This window comes from Bacillus sp. P14.5 (assembly GCF_003316765.1).
GTDB lineage: Bacteria > Bacillota > Bacilli > Bacillales > Bacillaceae_B > Rossellomorea.
Genome location: NZ_NIJF01000052.1, coordinates 46,028 through 61,547 on the forward strand (window position 1 = coordinate 46,028; position 15,520 = coordinate 61,547).

Below are 15,520 nucleotides of genomic sequence, written 5' to 3' on the forward strand. Positions count from 1 at the left end.
TGTCCAGATGGATTTCCTTCCATACATGATTAACATTCTACATGCTGGGACGGTAAGTGTGTAGTCTGATGTGCAGTAAGGATACAAGAGAGAAACTTGTACTAATAATATGTTACATAAGAAAGAAATAGAATGAGGAGGATTTACATGATCAGAGGAATCGGCCTGGATATTGTGGAAATCAAAAGAATTGCACAGCTTGTAGAAAGGCAGCCTAAATTCATAAGAAGGATTTTAACGGTTGCGGAGATCGATCATTACAGCTCTTTAACAGGGGAACGCAGGCATGAATTTCTTGCCGGAAGGTTTGCTGCAAAAGAAGCCTTCGCCAAAGCGCGAGGTACAGGTATCGGAGGGGACCTTTCGTTTATGGATATTGAAGTGAGGAAAGATTCTTTGGGCAAGCCATATATTGCGCTTCCTGTTGAAAAAGGTGTGCACCTTTCTATCACGCACAGCCGGGACTTCGCTGCTGCACAGGTTATTATCGAAGAGGTCTAGGATTGTATTTTTGTCCACCGCGCTTTTAGAGTGTAAATTAATTCTTTTATAGTTAGGGAGTTTCTGGAAAAAAATTTTCAAAGTGAAGGTCCCTTGTTTGGTTTTGGGGATTCCTGTTGAGACCATTCAGCGTAAACCGGGGCAGATATCAGTGAAGCTCCCCGCCCTCCTGAAAAACATCTGGTTGAAGGGGTGCAACACCTCTTGTTCTTCAATTCCCTCACCAAATAACCCTTTGGAATGAGCAGATAACCCCCAATCCCGCATCCAATAAATTTTCCGGGCTTGTCATCTTTCCTAGCATAAACCCCAAGGTTGTCTCATATATTCATAGTGCAATAGGAGAGACAAGACCAGCCGGTGAAGGATTGCTGTTCCCGAAGGAATTTGGACGGCGGATGGTGAGCGGCTTAAATGGGAATGGTTCATTCTTGCTGTCTGGTTTTCCCCTCTCTCAAATACGTTAACTGAGATAAAAGGGGTTGAAAGGATGAAAAAGAAGTTAGTGGTTTTGGTTGCGGCGATTTTGTCGATATTGATGCTTGCAGCCTGCGGCGCTAAGTCACAGGAAGATGTTCTTAAGGATTTGACTGCCAAAGCGGAAGATATGAAGGGATATAAAGCGAAAGCCAAGATGACTCTTCAGGTCGGTGATGAGCCGCAGACGTATGATGTGGATATATGGCATAATGATCCTAATTATTACCGCGTGAATTTATCTAATCCTGCAAAAGAACAAAGCCAGATGATTTTGCGCAATGATGAAGGAGTCTTCGTGTTGACGCCCGCGTTGAACAAAAGCTTCAAGTTTGAAAGCGACTGGCCGAATAACAGCAGCCAGGCTTATCTTTTTGAGTCATTGGTGAAAGATATTGAAAATGACAAAGAAGCAAAGTTCAGTGAAACAAAGGATCACTATGTATTCGAAACGGCAACACGATATCAAAACAGCCAAATGCTTCCTGTCCAGGAAATCAGCTTTAACAAGAAGGATTTGACGCCTGCTTCTGTGAAAGTGATGGATGCAGACCGCAATGCGCTTGTGACGGTTGAATTTTCGAAAATGGATACAAAAGCGGCATTTGATAAAAATGATTTTGATATGAAGAAGAATATGACTGGCGCCCAGCTGGAGATGCCTGTGACCGCAAGCGTCGGAGACAGTGAATTCACTGTGAATTATCCGCTTGCAGCTGCTGAAAAAGGGGCAGAGCTTGTGGAGGAAAAAGAAGTGAAGACTGATGATGGTAAACGTGTGGTTCTTACTTATGACGGTGAAAAGTCATTCACCTTGGTACAGGAGAAATCAACAGTCGTTCCGGCTGTGACGGTTTCCACGACAGTAAACGGCGAAATCCAGGATCTTGGATTTACGGTTGCTGCCATGACCGACCGCTCCATTACTTGGACGTATGATGGTGTTGATTATATGCTTGCTTCCAATGATTTGACTCCGGAAGAAATGACAGAAATCGCCCGTTCCGTTCAAGGGTCGATGGTGAAATAAAGTTACGAGGAGCTGCTCTAATAGGGCGGCTCCTATTTTTGTAGAGCTCATCAAACTTCGCTGGTATTTAATGCGAAGAATATTGGTGCAATTCTATCCTGGTAAGAAAGAAAATGGCTGATCCCGCCATTCAGAGAAAAAACCCTTAGAATCCGTGAACCGGCTCTTGGTAAGCAATAATCTTCATGAACACAGCCTCTTATAATGAGTATGAGCGGCCGTCGGAATCGCAGCTTTTTTTGGAAATCCAGAAGTTTGAAGTGAAGCAATCACTTTTGGGAGTTTTCCCCTTGTGACGGCTGGAGTTAGATAAATCATTCCGGTATTTGATATAATTTCAAAAAGGCTCTTTTCATAAATATCAATTTCGCAAAAAAATATTTCACCTGAAGTATCCTGGTGAGTAAGAAATTCAGAGAGAAATTTATGGGAAATATCGGGCTCTAATGTTATTTCCTAGAGCTGTGATATATGAGAAAGCAGCCTTCTCAAAATCCCATTTTTCCGGCAAGCGCCAGTTTCTTAAACGTTTGAGGCACTGGCGGTTTTCGGTGGCTAATAGGTAATATGGGCTTTGACAGCCGGATTGGTCTGCGTGGATAATCAAGTTTATAATACGCTGTCCTATAAAGTTAAGCAGTTTTTGTTACAGGAAGAGGAAGTGAATTCAGTGATAGCTCAAACCCGTTTCTTCAGAGATACCTGGGTGGAAATCGATTTAGATAATTTATATAAAAATGTTCAAAATATCAAGCAGCATTTACCGGAGGATGTCACGATGTTCGCCGTGGTCAAAGCCAATGCATACGGTCATGGAGATATCCAAACAGCCCGTACAGCCCTAAAGGCAGGGGCGGGAGGGCTTGCTGTGGCGTTTTTGGATGAGGCCATCTCGCTGAGGGAGCATGGTATAGATGCTCCTATTTTAGTGCTGGGGGCCACAAGGGCGGAGGATGCATTCCTGGCGTTAAATCATCAGATTTCGCTGACCGTTTTTGATTATGGATGGCTCCAATCAGCAAAAGAATGTCTGCTGGACGAAGAGGGAGTGCTGAACCTGCATATAAAGTGTGATACCGGGATGGGACGCATAGGGGTGCGCACTTCAGAAGAGCTGCAGGAGATTGAAGCGTTCATCCGGAAAGGAAACAAATTCAGGCTTGAAGGAATATTCACCCATTTCGCCACAGCTGACGAGCTGGACAGGCATTATTTTGACAGGCAATTGACGGTCTTTAAAAAAATGATCTCGGTTCTGTCAGAACGTCCCAGATATATCCACAGCTCAAACAGCGCGGCAACGCTATCTCATCCGGAATCTCATTTTAATGCTGTAAGAGCCGGAATAGCCATGTATGGACTTTCGCCGTCACAGGAAATGAAAAGCCTTTTGCCGTTTCCATTGGAACAAGTCTTCTCCCTTCACACAAGGGTGGTACAAGTAAAAGAATTGCAAGCTGGTGAAAAGGTCAGCTACGGCGCCACATACGAAACAGAAAGAAATGAATGGATAGGGACATTGCCCATTGGCTATGCTGACGGCTGGTTAAGGAAACTTCAGGGGCAGGAGGTTTTGGTTGAGGGAGAACGTGCTCCGATTGTAGGCCGGATCTGCATGGATCAATGCATGATCAGCCTCCCTGGCGAAATTAAGCCAGGAACAAAAGTGACCCTGATTGGGAGACAGGGAGAGGATTTTATATCAATGGATGAGATTGCGGGGAACCTTGATACCATCAATTATGAAGTGCCTTGCATCATTTCCAACCGGGTGCCAAGAATTTATATCAAGGCCGGAGCCCCTGTGGAAGTATCCAATCAGCTGCTTTCCACCAGCGGGTTTTATAAAAAGTAAAGACGTGCTTCTTGTACTGAAATTGTTCTGAGCCCAAATTTTCTGATTGAAGCGATAATGTTGGAAGCGGTGGCGGACAAAAATCATTGTCCATTCTTCAGAATTCGGAGAATCAGGTAAAAGATGCATAATTCTCCAAGGGATAGGCCGATAATAGAGAAGGATTTTATTTTAAGTCTTTTATCTTCAGGCATTTGATGGTATGATAGTCATGGTAGTAAAATGAAACGGTTCATAGTGATTGGTGGAGGTGTAGTTTGTGTCTGAATCCAGCACAACAACAGAAATCTTAATTCGCTTACCGCAACAGCTCGTTACAGAATTAGACGGCTTTGCAGAACAAGAAAATGTAAATCGCAATGAGTATATCTATCGTGCGACTAAAATGTATCTTCGTGAACGTAAGAAGCGCCAAATCCGTGAAACAATGAGACGTGGATATATGGAAATGGCAAAGATCAACCTTGCCATCGCTTCTGAAGCCATCCAGGCGGAATATGAGGCAGACCATACAGTCGAACGTTTAGTGAGTGGAGGCTAATCCTTTGATTGTCAAGCGTGGTGACGTCTTTTTTGCGGACCTTTCCCCAGTAGTCGGATCCGAGCAAGGAGGCGTTCGGCCTGTTCTTGTCATACAGAACGATATCGGCAATCGGTTCAGTCCCACTGTGATTGTGGCTGCCATCACAGCCCAGATCCAAAAAGCTAAACTGCCTACTCATGTTGAGATTGACGCAAAGCGATATGGCTTTGAAAGAGATTCCGTTATCTTGCTCGAACAGATTCGAACGATCGACAAACAGCGTTTAACGGATAAGATTACACATCTAGATGATGAAATGATGGAAAAAGTGGATGATGCCCTTCAGATCAGTGTGGGCCTCATACAGTTTTGACAAAAGAACGCTCTTCAGGGAAGGGTGTTCTTTTTTATATTGGCTGAAATTTGTAGTGGCGAGCTGGCGGTGCTGTCTGCCATAAGGACTGCACTTACGCCTGCGAAGAAAAAGGTGAATATACCGGCTGTAAGAAAACCTTGTTACCGGTAGTACACTTGCATATCATAATTCTTTTAAGTTATGTTTGCGGCTGGATTGTGTGCATTGTCTGTTATAAAGTGGACAATATATGACAAATACTGAAAAAATATTTATAATAGAAGAGATTAGGGGTAAAACACTCAGTTAGGTAATTAGATATTCTGTTTCTTGATATAAATTTTCGAGCAGGACAGGGTGATTCCGGTTCCGGTTATGTCTTCATATATTTTTACTATCTTTAAATCGAGGTTACAACTGGCGCCTCTGACAAGGAACGGAAAATTTTTATGATAATATAGGGAGGACTAGATGTTTAACGATTTAATTGGAACAATCAAAGAGAATAAATCGGAGTTTGTCACCAAATGGATAGAGATTATGAAGGATGAATCAGATGATTTTGTGACCGGTGTCGTGTCGGACCAGGTTTTCATTAAGACAAGCCATGAATTCGTTGATTTGGTCGTCTCAAATCTTGAGGATTCCGAAGAGTACTCTGTAAGGCTTGCGGATTTTTCCGAAAAGATTGTCGGGCTGGGCTGGCCTTTGACTTTTGTCACTTCCGGCTTAAGGATGTTTGGTCGAATCGTTTATGACTTCCTGAACGAAAATGGGACAATCAATAAGGAAAATCATATGGAAGCGGTTGAGTACTTTGACAAGTGGCTTTCACCAATGTATAACGAAATTGTCAATGCATATGCAAAGACATGGGAAAGAACGGTTTCCCTGCAAAAGATTGCTCTTCAAGAACTTTCAGCACCGCTGATTCCTGTCTTTGAAAAGATTTCCGTCATGCCCCTCGTGGGAACTATTGATACGGAGCGGGCAAGGCTGATCATGGAGAACCTGCTGACGGGGGTTGTGAAACACCGGGCAGAAGTCGTTCTGATAGATATTACCGGGGTACCGGTGGTGGATACGATGGTGGCACACCATATCATTCAAGCTTCTGAAGCTGTAAGGCTTGTGGGTGCTCAGTGCATGCTTGTTGGGATCAGGCCGGAAATTGCCCAGACAATTGTGAACCTGGGCATTGATCTGAATCAATTCAGCACTAACAGTACATTAAGAAAGGGCATTGAAAAAGCCTTGGAAATGACGAATAGAAAAATTGTTTCAACGGAGGGAACAAAGTGAGAATACCAATTTTAAAACTGCACGATTGTCTGTTAATATCTATCCAATGGGAACTTGACGACCAAACAGCACTTCAGTTTCAGGAAGATCTGCTGCATAAAATTCACGAAACAAGCGCCCGCGGCGTTGTGATCGATATCACTTCCATCGATTTCATCGACTCCTTCATTGCCAAGGTTCTGGGTGACGTGATCAATATGTCAAGGCTGATGGGAGCGAAAGTTGTCATCACTGGAATTCAGCCGGCTGTTGCAATCACACTGATTGAACTTGGCATTCATCTGGATGATGTCCTGACAGCGTTGGATTTAGAAAAAGGTTTGGAGAAATTACAACAGGAATTGGGGGACTAGTGAATGGAAATCCAATCCTGCGTTAAAATTACAAATGAGTGGGATATCGTTGCGGCCCGACAGCTTGGCAGGAATGTAGCGAAGGATTTGGGATTTGGCACTGTCGACCAAGCCCGGATAACCACAGCAATCTCTGAATTGGCTAGAAATATATATCTCTATGCCGGACAGGGGCAAATATGTATAGAGAAGTTAAGTGAAAACGGAAAAAGCGGTGTTCGTATAATTGCTTTGGATGAAGGTCCAGGAATAAAGGATATCAGAAAAGTAATGGAAGACGGCTTTTCAACTTCAGGAGGCCTTGGAGCCGGACTGCCGGGTGTGAAACGATTGATGGATGAATTCAATGTTGAGTCCACCCCGGGAGAAGGAACCGATATAAGAGCTACAAAGTGGCTCCGCTAGGGGGAGTGACATGGATTTTAGAGAATTGATGGATGTGAAATATAAAGAAATCATCGAAAACTATTTGAAGGCACAGGACGAACAGGCGTTGTACCTTGGGCAGAAGTTCAGCCGCAAGTCGATTGAACACAACATCTCCCCGGAAGAAATCATCAGCCTCCATAAGAGCATCATGCTCGATATGGAACCCGGCCTATCAGAAAGTGTGCTGGACTCTTTTGATATTTTACTAGAGGTAATGATAGGTTATGGATTTGCCTATAGAGAACATCAAAGCCTGCGCTCTAAGCAGCAGGAACTGAATAATGAAATTGAAATTGCTTCCAACATGCAGCAGACGCTCCTCGGCACAACCGTCCCTGAAATTGATTCACTTGATGTCGGGGCGCTGAGTGTGCCTGCCAAGAGAATGAATGGAGATTACTATCACTTTGTCCAGGATGACAACGACTATATAAGCGTTGCGATTGCCGATGTCATCGGAAAAGGGATACCTGCGGCGCTGTGTATGTCCATGATCAAGTATGCCATGGACAGCCTTCCAGAACACAGGCATTATCCAAGTTCTGTCTTGGAAAGCCTGAATCGAGTAGTGGAAATGAATGTAGACCCAAGCATGTTCATCACTATGTTCTATGGTATGTATGATCCTTACAAGCATGTATTCAACTATTCTTCTGCCGGACATGAACCCGGCTTTATTTATAACTCCCAGACCAACGAATTTGAAGACCTTGATGCAAAGGGGCTCCTGCTTGGAGTAGACAAGAGAGCCAAGTACCACCAGTATGAGAGGCAGGTCAATGTCGGCGACCTCATCATCCTGCTATCGGATGGTGTGACGGAATGCCGTACAGAAGAAGGGTTCATTGAAAGGGAAGATCTGGTTGCTTATATTGAAAAATACATCCATCTCCCTGCCCAGGATATTGTCACGAGTGTCTATAAAGAGCTGGAAAGACTGCAGCACTTCCAGCTGCGGGATGACTTCACACTCATCATTCTAAAAAGAATTTGTTGATAAATGTTTAATATTCGCTCGATAGGGTAAACGAATATAGCAATGGATTTGTTCAGAAGAGGTGAAATTGATGAATTTGACGATAGATTTAAATGAAAATGATAAAGTGATCGACGTAAAAATAAATGGGGAAATAGACGCGTACACGGCCCCTAAACTTAAAGATGCACTGAGCTCTTCTGCCGAAGAGGAGAATGTGGTCATGAACGTGGATCTTTCCGAGGTTTCCTATATGGACAGTACAGGCTTAGGGGTTTTTGTGGGCTTATTCAAAACCATTAATGCAAACGGTGGTCAACTTTACCTTACTGGTTTATCAGAACGCTTAAGACGCCTGTTTGATATTACAGGACTTGGAGATATTATGAATATTAATTCCGAGGTAAAAGGTGGCGTAGAATAATGCAAGATTTTGACTACATCGAGATGAAGATTCCTGCTAAACCAGAATACGTTGGTGTAATTCGACTGACTCTTTCCGGGATTGCCAGCAGAATGGGTTTTACCTATGATGCAATTGAAGACTTGAAAATTGCTACCAGCGAAGCGATCACCAATGCGGTCCAGCATGCCTACAGGGATGAAACCGGGGAAGTCATCGTCGGATTTGCTTTATATAATGAACGTTTGGAAGTTATGGTAGCAGATAATGGTGAAAGCTTTGATTTTAAAAAGACCCGTGAAGAAGTCGGTCCATACGATGCGGAAAACTCTGTGGAGTTTCTAAGAGAAGGCGGGCTTGGGCTGTACCTTATTGAAAGTCTGATGGATGAGGTGAAAGTCCACCATCAAGAAGGGGTAACAGTCTTTATGACTAAGTTCCTAGAAGGAGAGCAGGTGGAGACGGATGCCGAAACTATCTCAACCTAACCAGCAAACAAAAGAGAAAGTAAAACAGTGGATAAAAGCATATCAAGAAGAAAATGACGAGGAAGCCCAGAGTAATCTGGTGCTGCACTATGAAAACCTTGTTATTTCCATAGCCCGCAAATATTCGAAGGGGAAATCATTCCACGAGGATATTGTTCAAGTAGGTATGATTGGCTTGTTAGGTGCCATCCGCCGATATGATGATTCCTTTGGAAAGACTTTTGAAGCATTTGCGATTCCTACAATTGTGGGCGAAATTAAGCGTTTCCTCCGTGATAAGACTTGGAGTGTGCATGTGCCAAGACGAATCAAGGAATTAGGCCCTAAAATCAAATCGACTGTCGAAGAGCTTACCAATACATTGGAAAGGTCCCCGAGAGTTGATGAGATTGCAGAGTATCTTGAAGTGACAGAAGAAGAAGTTTTGGAAGCAATGGAGATGGGCAAGAGTTATCAGGCTTTGTCTGTGGACCATTCTATCGAGGCAGACTCAGAAGGAAGTACTGTCACGCTGCTGGACATTGTCGGCAGTATAGATGAGGGCTATGAGAGAATTAACCAGAAACTTGTTCTGGAAAAAGTACTTCATGTTTTATCAGAGAGAGAAAGGCTTATTATTCAATATACTTATTTGGATAACCTCAGCCAAAAAGACGCCGGAGATAAATTGGGGATTTCACAGATGCATGTATCCAGACTCCAAAGGCGGGCAATCAAGAAGTTGAAGGAAGCTATCGATGCAGAAATGAGAAATTCGGAGAGTTATTCTGAATGACCCATTTAGTTCAAGATCAAATTGAGGTCTATGCCAAGCAAGTGTCAAAAGGTCAAAACTCTTATTGCGGTGACAGCTTCTTTTTTACATCCACTGACGACTACTTTATCTGCATACTGGCAGATGGTTTGGGAAGCGGAAAGTTTGCATATGAATCCTCGAATGCTGTAGTGGAATTGGTGGAAAGACATCATCAAGAAGATGTCTCCACTTTAATGAACTATTGCAACGATGAATTAATGCATAAAAGAGGCGCAGCTGTGGCAATCATGAAAGTCTACTATGACAGTAATGAATTCGAATATAGCTGTGTAGGCAATATACGTTTCTATCTTTATTCTTCGGTAGGCAAGATGACGTATCCCCTGCCAGTGACTGGCTATCTTTCGGGCAGACCCCAAAAGTACCGAACGCAAAGATTCACTTATGAACCCCAATCAAAATTCTTGCTGCATTCTGATGGATTGAATATCACCAATATTAAAACCTTGCTGCAGACAAGCAATTCTTTAAGAAACATCAATGATGAAATCAGCATGCATTTGGCAGAGCCGATAGATGATACAACTTTTATAGTAGGGAGCTTACTCTAAGGAGTAGGCTTTTTCTTTTTGTATGGCTCTTGAAGGGACGCTTGCTCTTTAACAATTAGAGGGAAAAATATCCTCTATTCACCTGCAAGATGAGGTTCAATCTGCAATTAAAGGGGAAATCTCCCCTTATTTTTTCCGCTAGCCCATCGTGCTCAAATAACCCCAAGAGAATAATAGGAAAGCCCTTTTTCGCTATTGAACATTTCCTTTTCTGTGCTGACTTTGCCGCTTCCGCTTTTTAATTCACCGCCTATCCCAGCGTGGTTATACGCCTGAAGCGGAAATACCTTACTTCTCTATGGCCACAATCTTTTCGAACTGTGCTTTTTATAATGGCTGTTTTCGCATTGATTGTTGCTTTCGGAAAAATCCCAAGAGCCGGATTTTTCCCCGGATACGAAGGTTTTCTCTATAAACGGAGGGTGTAGCTCATTTCTTTCTTGCTTACCAGGATATTTCGGGGGAATTCCGGCATTATTTTCCGAATTACATATTAAATAGCAACAAAGTTTACGAAAAGAGCCTTTATAATAAACTGACACAGAAAACATTCTGCTTTGTATATGATCCGAAAAGAGTTAAAGAAAAAAGGCCAGAAGGAATGCACCATACTCAAGCCGTATATATACAGAAAGCTATGGTAAACTTGATAAGTAAAGAAATAAACTGGAGGTTATGCAGTAGTGACGTTATTAAAAGAAAAGACCAATCTTATAGAGAAAATTTCTAAAGACCTAGCAATCAATATAAAGCAGATCCAGAGTGTAATCTCTCTTCTGGATGAAGGAAATACGGTGCCATTCATTGCCCGCTATCGTAAAGAGCAGACGGGTGCATTGGATGAAGTTCAGATCCGGGCTATCATGGATGCGTGGAATTATGTACAGAACCTGCAGAACCGTAAAGAAGAAGTTCTCCGCTTAATTGAAGAGCAGGGAAAGATGACGCCGGAATTGAAAAACGATATTGAAAAAGCAGATAAGCTTCAAGTAGTCGGAGACCTATATAGGCCTTACAAACAAAAACGGAGAACGAAAGCGACTGTCGCGAAGGAGAAAGGGCTGGAACCGTTGGCGCAATGGATATTGTCTTTTCCTGTGAACGGGAACTTACAAAGCGAAGCGGAAAAGTATATTTCTGAGGAGCATGAAGTAAATTCAGTCGAAGATGCTATTGCAGGTGCGCAAGATATTATAGCGGAACTCGTTTCTGACAATGCGAAGTATAGAGAATGGATACGGAATGACACGTTCAAGACAGGAACCTTAGTGACTTCCGTGAAAAAAGATGCTCAGGATGAGAAGAATGTGTTTGAAATGTATTATGACTATAGTGAACCGGTTAGCAAGATTGTGCCTCACCGTGTCCTCGCCATAAACAGGGGGGAAAAGGAAGGGATTCTGAAAGCTTCTATTGAACCCAATGCAGAGCGGGCACATAACTTCCTTGTCAAAAATGTCATCAAGAAAGAATCAGCGGTGTCGAAAGTGATTGAACAAGCTGTGGAAGACAGCTACAAACGTTTGATTCAGCCTTCGATCGAAAGAGAAATCAGAAATAATTTAACGGAGAAGGCGGAAGACCGTGCCATACATATATTTACAGAAAATTTACGGAAGCTCCTGCTGCAGCCTCCTTTGAAAGGAAAGATGGTCCTGGGAGTCGATCCGGCTTACCGTACCGGATGTAAATTGGCGGTGGTGGATCAAACAGGAAAGATGCTCGAAATCAGTGTCATCTATCCTCACCCCCCAAAGGCAAAGAAGGAAGCGGCGGTCGAAGTTTTTAAAAAGACTTTAAAAAAATATAACATTGAAATTGTGGCGATTGGAAATGGGACAGCCTCAAGAGAAACTGAGCAGTTTGTGGTGGATATCCTTAAAGAAGTTGGAATGGACATTTCTTACCTCATTGTGAATGAAGCTGGGGCAAGCGTATATTCTGCCTCCGACATTGCCCGCGAGGAATTTCCAGAGTTACAAGTAGAGGAGAGAAGCGCTGTATCCATTGCAAGAAGGCTGCAGGATCCATTGGCTGAACTGGTAAAAATTGATCCGAAATCAGTAGGGGTGGGCCAATATCAGCATGACGTCTCACAGAAAAACTAAATGAATCTCTTACTTTTGTAGTTGAAACGGTTGTTAACCAAGTGGGGGTAAACGTCAATACCGCCTCTTCTTCCTTGTTGCAGTATGTAGCCGGGTTGTCTAAAGCGGTTGCTAATAACATTGTGAAACAAAGAGAAGAAGAAGGGAGCATCACTTCCAGAAAACAATTGAAGAAAATCCCAAGGCTTGGAGCCAAGACTTATGAACAGTGTATTGGGTTCCTGAGGATTATGGATGGTGAAGAAGCGCTTGACCGGACACCGATACACCCTGAAAATTATCAAGAAGTAAGAAAGCTCCTGCAGAAGTTGGGCCTGGACGGGAGTTCTCTTGGTACAGAAGAATTGAGAAAACGAATGGAAGGACTAAATCTGGATGAGCTATCAGAAGAACTTGGAATTGGTAAGCTGACCCTGAAGGATATCGTTGATGCCCTGGTAAGGCCGGGACGCGACCCAAGAGATGAGCTGTCTGCACCTCTGCTGAAGAAGGACGTGTTGAAACTTGAAGATCTTCAGCCTGGCATGGAACTGCAAGGAACAGTCAGAAACGTAGTGGACTTTGGAGCATTTGTCGATATAGGAGTTAAACAGGATGGGCTTGTTCACATTTCAAAACTGCGCCAAGGCTTTGTAAAACATCCTCTAGACGTCGTGTCAGTGGGAGATGTGGTTACGGTGTGGGTAGAGAGTGCCGATGTGAAAAAAGGACGAGTTGCGCTATCCATGGTTAAAGAATAGAGAATGAACTTCTAAAGGTTGGCGAACCATTGCTCTCTTGAAAAATTTTGAACACTGCAGCTAACTGCAGTGTTTTTTTCTATAGAAATACCAGCATTGATTGAGGAGTTTAATCTGGTAGCGGTCTTTTTCAAAATAAGCCTTGCGCATTTGGCTGACAAGCCAGTTAGGCATAACCAAACCTCCTTATTTTAAAAAATCGAAATATGTGTTAAGGCATTCAATTGAAAAGGAACGAACAATTTGTATTTCTCCATAAACTTTAGAATGCTGAAGGGATACCTGCAGGAAAAGTCATATCTCCAATATATGCTATAATAGTTTGTCATGTTCACTAAAGGAGTTGATATAAGTGGAAAACAGCGAATTGCAAAGGGTGGTAGAAGATATATCAATCACAAGTTTCGGGAAACCTTTCAAGCATAAGGCTTTTTTCAATAGGAGGCTGCGGACTACCGGCGGCCGTTATATGCTCAGGTCCCACAACATTGAAATTAACATAGAATATTTAACCGAGCATGGGATGGCAGAATTGATCGGCATCATCAAACATGAACTATGTCATTACCATTTACACATAGAGGGAAAAGGATACAAGCACCGAGATAAGGACTTTAGAGACTTAATGAAAGAAGTTAGTGCGCCAAGACACTGCAGTCCGCTCCTGTCACAAAAACAGAAGATGCGAAAAACGCTTTATTACAGGTGTACAAGCTGTGAACTTATTTACCGGAGAAGAAGAAGAATTAATGTAGAGCGTTATGTCTGCGGCAAGTGCAAAGGAAAATTGATATTAGAAAAACAAGTTCTGAATAACTTGGAAAATCCGTTGACAACCAATATGGATGTAGTTATAATAATAAAAGTCGGACAACGACATTATAGTTTTTTGTTCCGCAGTAGCTCAGTGGTAGAGCTATCGGCTGTTAACCGATCGGTCGCAGGTTCGAGTCCTGCCTGCGGAGCCAATTTTATTTTTTGAAGTTGTGGAGAAGTACTCAAGTGGCTGAAGAGGCGCCCCTGCTAAGGGTGTAGGTCGTGTAAGCGGCGCGAGGGTTCAAATCCCTCCTTCTCCGCCATCTAATATGGCCCGTTGGTCAAGCGGTTAAGACACCGCCCTTTCACGGCGGTAACACGGGTTCGAATCCCGTACGGGTCACCAAGTTTTTTGCGGAATAAAGTGGAGCAAAAAACATCCTTAAAAAGCTTCTGTGCAAAAAAAAGAAGCGGAGTAATTCCCATCGACAAAGTATTATATAGTCCTTCCTTTAAGGATAGATATTTTACTTGTCAGCAAAAATCCCTGGTCCGGTAGTTCAGTTGGTTAGAATGCCTGCCTGTCACGCAGGAGGTCGCGGGTTCGAGTCCCGTCCGGACCGCCATTATTTTTTAAGGAAAGTCCTTGACATCCTTAAATAAAACATGTTATGCTTTAAACCTCGCATTTGCGGGAACTTATAGATGATGGGCTATAGCCAAGCGGTAAGGCATCGCACTTTGACTGCGACATGCGTTGGTTCGAATCCAGCTAGCCCAGCCATTTAGAGCCATTAGCTCAGTTGGTAGAGCATCTGACTTTTAATCAGAGGGTCGAAGGTTCGAATCCTTCATGGCTCACCATTTTGTTTTACTGAAAGTAAAACAAACCATAATCATGCGGGTGTGGCGGAATTGGCAGACGCACCAGACTTAGGATCTGGCGCCGCAAGGCGTGGGGGTTCAAGTCCCTTCACCCGCACTTTTATTTTTTAAAATAACGATTGACATTTAACATGTAAAATTATATAATTGTTCTTGTCGCTTTTTACGCGGTCGTGGCGGAATGGCAGACGCGCTAGGTTGAGGGCCTAGTGGGGGCAACCCCGTGGAGGTTCGACTCCTCTCGGCCGCACCAACCAAGCAATATATTATGCGCCCGTAGCTCAATTGGATAGAGCGTTTGACTACGGATCAAAAGGTTAGGGGTTCGACTCCTCTCGGGCGCGCCATTTTCATAGTAACTCAATCCTGTTTTGGGGATGAGATGAACAAAACGGGGAGTAGCTCAGCTTGGTAGAGCACTTGGTTTGGGACCAAGGGGTCGCAGGTTCAAATCCTGTCTTCCCGACCAGTGAGCAATTGAATATGCGGGTGTAGTTTAGTGGTAAAACCTCAGCCTTCCAAGCTGATGATGAGGGTTCGATTCCCTTCACCCGCTCCATACTATACTAAATTGAACCTTGAAAACTGAACAAAACAAACAAAACGTCAACGTAAATCTAGTAAGAACATTGTTCTTACAAAGTTGCTAATACTTTAAAAATAGCAAATGAGCAAGTCAAACTTCTATCGGAGAGTTTGATCCTGGCTCAGGACGAACGCTGGCGGCGTGCCTAATACATGCAAGTCGAGCGGACTGATGGGAGCTTGCTCCCTGAAGTCAGCGGCGGACGGGTGAGTAACACGTGGGTAACCTGCCTGTAAGACTGGGATAACTCCGGGAAACCGGGGCTAATACCGGATAGTTCTTTTCCTCGCATGAGGAAAAGTGGAAAGGCGGCTTCGGCTGCCACTTACAGATGGACCCGCGGCGCATTAGCTAGTTGGTGAGGTAACGGCTCACCAAGGCAACG

At 43.4% G+C, this 15,520-nt stretch carries 14 protein-coding genes, 11 tRNA genes, 1 rRNA gene and 2 pseudogenes; 27 read left to right on the forward strand and 1 reads right to left on the reverse strand.

The window, feature by feature from the left end:
• Positions 1-147: 147 nt before the first annotated feature.
• The 14 genes and pseudogenes from acpS (at position 148) to B9Z54_RS06755 (ending at position 12,908) form a co-directional block, all read left to right on the forward strand.
• A complete protein-coding gene (gene acpS / locus B9Z54_RS06690; protein ID WP_113927685.1) occupies positions 148-501 on the forward strand; it encodes a holo-ACP synthase in 354 nt (117 codons plus the stop codon).
• Positions 502-991: 490 nt separating this feature from the next.
• Positions 992-2,008, forward strand: coding sequence for a LolA family protein (locus tag B9Z54_RS06695; protein ID WP_113927686.1), 1,017 nt, complete (start codon positions 992-994; stop codon positions 2,006-2,008).
• Positions 2,009-2,678: 670 nt separating this feature from the next.
• Entirely contained in the window at positions 2,679-3,863 is a 1,185-nt protein-coding gene (alr, locus tag B9Z54_RS06700; protein ID WP_113927701.1) for an alanine racemase, read from the forward strand.
• A 259-nt stretch (positions 3,864-4,122) separates the two neighbouring features.
• Positions 4,123-4,404 (forward strand): CopG family ribbon-helix-helix protein, encoded by a 282-nt coding sequence (locus B9Z54_RS06705; RefSeq protein WP_113927687.1) that lies wholly within the window; start codon positions 4,123-4,125, stop codon positions 4,402-4,404.
• A 4-nt stretch (positions 4,405-4,408) separates the two neighbouring features.
• A complete protein-coding gene (locus tag B9Z54_RS06710; protein ID WP_113927688.1) occupies positions 4,409-4,759 on the forward strand; it encodes a type II toxin-antitoxin system PemK/MazF family toxin in 351 nt (116 codons plus the stop codon).
• 453 nt (positions 4,760-5,212) lie between these two features.
• Entirely contained in the window at positions 5,213-6,043 is an 831-nt protein-coding gene (locus B9Z54_RS06715; protein WP_113927689.1) for an RsbT co-antagonist protein RsbRA, read from the forward strand.
• On the forward strand, positions 6,040-6,396 hold the full coding sequence (locus B9Z54_RS06720; RefSeq protein WP_006838632.1) for an STAS domain-containing protein: 357 nt from the start codon (positions 6,040-6,042) through the stop codon (positions 6,394-6,396). The genes B9Z54_RS06715 and B9Z54_RS06720 overlap by 4 nt, the downstream gene beginning before the upstream one ends.
• A gap of 3 nt (positions 6,397-6,399) precedes the next feature.
• Positions 6,400-6,801 (forward strand): anti-sigma regulatory factor, encoded by a 402-nt coding sequence (locus B9Z54_RS06725; protein WP_113927690.1) that lies wholly within the window; start codon positions 6,400-6,402, stop codon positions 6,799-6,801.
• Between the two features lie 10 nt (positions 6,802-6,811).
• Positions 6,812-7,822 (forward strand): PP2C family protein-serine/threonine phosphatase, encoded by a 1,011-nt coding sequence (locus tag B9Z54_RS06730; protein ID WP_113927691.1) that lies wholly within the window; start codon positions 6,812-6,814, stop codon positions 7,820-7,822.
• A 70-nt stretch (positions 7,823-7,892) separates the two neighbouring features.
• Positions 7,893-8,225, forward strand: coding sequence for an anti-sigma factor antagonist (locus B9Z54_RS06735; protein WP_113927692.1), 333 nt, complete (start codon positions 7,893-7,895; stop codon positions 8,223-8,225).
• Positions 8,225-8,692, forward strand: coding sequence for an anti-sigma B factor RsbW (rsbW, locus tag B9Z54_RS06740; RefSeq protein WP_275887792.1), 468 nt, complete (start codon positions 8,225-8,227; stop codon positions 8,690-8,692). The genes B9Z54_RS06735 and rsbW overlap by 1 nt, the downstream gene beginning before the upstream one ends.
• Positions 8,670-9,467: an RNA polymerase sigma factor SigB gene (gene sigB / locus B9Z54_RS06745; protein ID WP_113927694.1), complete on the forward strand. Its 798-nt coding sequence runs from the start codon at positions 8,670-8,672 to the stop codon at positions 9,465-9,467. Before rsbW ends, sigB begins: the two co-directional genes overlap by 23 nt.
• Entirely contained in the window at positions 9,464-10,060 is a 597-nt protein-coding gene (locus B9Z54_RS06750; protein ID WP_113927695.1) for a PP2C family serine/threonine-protein phosphatase, read from the forward strand. The genes sigB and B9Z54_RS06750 overlap by 4 nt, the downstream gene beginning before the upstream one ends.
• Before the next feature lie 713 nt (positions 10,061-10,773).
• Positions 10,774-12,908: pseudogene (locus B9Z54_RS06755) on the forward strand (Tex family protein).
• A 60-nt stretch (positions 12,909-12,968) separates the two neighbouring features.
• On the opposite strand, the gene cmpA reads toward B9Z54_RS06755, so the two are convergent.
• Positions 12,969-13,082, reverse strand: a complete 114-nt coding sequence (gene cmpA / locus B9Z54_RS06760; protein ID WP_006838640.1) for a cortex morphogenetic protein CmpA — start codon at positions 13,080-13,082, stop codon at positions 12,969-12,971.
• Positions 13,083-13,260: 178 nt separating this feature from the next.
• Between cmpA and B9Z54_RS06765 the strand changes: the two are divergent.
• The 13 genes and pseudogenes from B9Z54_RS06765 to B9Z54_RS06825 all read left to right on the forward strand — a co-directional run.
• Positions 13,261-13,698, forward strand: a pseudogene (locus B9Z54_RS06765) (SprT family protein); the annotation flags it as partial.
• A gap of 103 nt (positions 13,699-13,801) precedes the next feature.
• Positions 13,802-13,876, forward strand: a tRNA-Asn gene (locus tag B9Z54_RS06770).
• A 20-nt stretch (positions 13,877-13,896) separates the two neighbouring features.
• Positions 13,897-13,987 (forward strand) — tRNA-Ser (locus tag B9Z54_RS06775).
• An 8-nt stretch (positions 13,988-13,995) separates the two neighbouring features.
• Positions 13,996-14,070: transfer RNA gene (locus tag B9Z54_RS06780), tRNA-Glu, on the forward strand.
• Positions 14,071-14,213: 143 nt separating this feature from the next.
• Positions 14,214-14,290, forward strand: a tRNA-Asp gene (locus tag B9Z54_RS06785).
• 83 nt (positions 14,291-14,373) lie between these two features.
• Positions 14,374-14,448: transfer RNA gene (locus B9Z54_RS06790), tRNA-Gln, on the forward strand.
• Positions 14,449-14,452: 4 nt separating this feature from the next.
• A tRNA-Lys gene (locus B9Z54_RS06795) sits at positions 14,453-14,528 on the forward strand.
• A 36-nt stretch (positions 14,529-14,564) separates the two neighbouring features.
• Positions 14,565-14,646, forward strand: a tRNA-Leu gene (locus B9Z54_RS06800).
• A gap of 70 nt (positions 14,647-14,716) precedes the next feature.
• Positions 14,717-14,802 (forward strand) — tRNA-Leu (locus tag B9Z54_RS06805).
• 17 nt (positions 14,803-14,819) lie between these two features.
• Positions 14,820-14,896 (forward strand) — tRNA-Arg (locus B9Z54_RS06810).
• A 45-nt stretch (positions 14,897-14,941) separates the two neighbouring features.
• A tRNA-Pro gene (locus B9Z54_RS06815) sits at positions 14,942-15,018 on the forward strand.
• Positions 15,019-15,034: 16 nt separating this feature from the next.
• Positions 15,035-15,108: transfer RNA gene (locus tag B9Z54_RS06820), tRNA-Gly, on the forward strand.
• A gap of 125 nt (positions 15,109-15,233) precedes the next feature.
• A 16S ribosomal RNA gene (locus B9Z54_RS06825) occupies positions 15,234-15,520 on the forward strand; the annotation flags it as partial.

Coding starts and splice junctions, on each gene's coding strand:
- acpS (WP_113927685.1), top strand. CDS start 148: ATGATCAGAGGAATCGGCCTGGATATTGTGGAAATCAAAAGAATTGCA.
- B9Z54_RS06695 (WP_113927686.1), top strand. CDS start 992: ATGAAAAAGAAGTTAGTGGTTTTGGTTGCGGCGATTTTGTCGATATTG.
- B9Z54_RS06715 (WP_113927689.1), top strand. CDS start 5,213: ATGTTTAACGATTTAATTGGAACAATCAAAGAGAATAAATCGGAGTTT.
- B9Z54_RS06725 (WP_113927690.1), top strand. CDS start 6,400: ATGGAAATCCAATCCTGCGTTAAAATTACAAATGAGTGGGATATCGTT.
- B9Z54_RS06730 (WP_113927691.1), top strand. CDS start 6,812: ATGGATTTTAGAGAATTGATGGATGTGAAATATAAAGAAATCATCGAA.
- B9Z54_RS06735 (WP_113927692.1), top strand. CDS start 7,893: ATGAATTTGACGATAGATTTAAATGAAAATGATAAAGTGATCGACGTA.
- rsbW (WP_275887792.1), top strand. CDS start 8,225: ATGCAAGATTTTGACTACATCGAGATGAAGATTCCTGCTAAACCAGAA.
- sigB (WP_113927694.1), top strand. CDS start 8,670: ATGCCGAAACTATCTCAACCTAACCAGCAAACAAAAGAGAAAGTAAAA.
- B9Z54_RS06750 (WP_113927695.1), top strand. CDS start 9,464: ATGACCCATTTAGTTCAAGATCAAATTGAGGTCTATGCCAAGCAAGTG.
- cmpA (WP_006838640.1), bottom strand. CDS start 13,082: ATGCCTAACTGGCTTGTCAGCCAAATGCGCAAGGCTTATTTTGAAAAA.